Below are 303 nucleotides of genomic sequence, written 5' to 3'. Positions count from 1 at the left end.
CTCCGGAATCGACGCCACCCGCGCCACCCCACCCGTGGCATTCCACTCCTCCAACGCAGCACACTCACCCGGCAACAGCACATCCAGCCCGGACAAGGGCCGGTCGGGTTCGGAGACCACGGCGTCGAGCAGCTGCGTGAAGCGCTGCTGGAGCCGCTGCACCGTGCTCCGGTCGAACAGGTCCGCGCTGTATTCGAAGGCACCGCTCAGCTCCGCGGTGCCGCCCGACTCACCGGGAGTGAGGTGGAGGGTGAGGTCGAACTTGGTGGCCCCGGTGCTCACCGGCACGCCGGCCACCTCGAG

General features: G+C 69.6%; 1 protein-coding gene. It reads right to left on the bottom strand.

What is annotated here, in order from left to right; genetic code table 11:
• Window positions 1–288: condensation domain-containing protein (locus FKN01_RS32365; RefSeq protein ID WP_185993095.1), on the bottom strand; the 288-nt coding region annotated here is incomplete at its 3' end.
• Window positions 289–303 lie beyond the last annotated feature (15 nt).

It is taken from the genome of Streptomyces sp. 130 (assembly GCF_007096885.1).
GTDB lineage: Bacteria > Actinomycetota > Actinomycetes > Streptomycetales > Streptomycetaceae > Streptomyces.
This window is presented reverse-complemented; position numbering and strand designations above follow the sequence as displayed.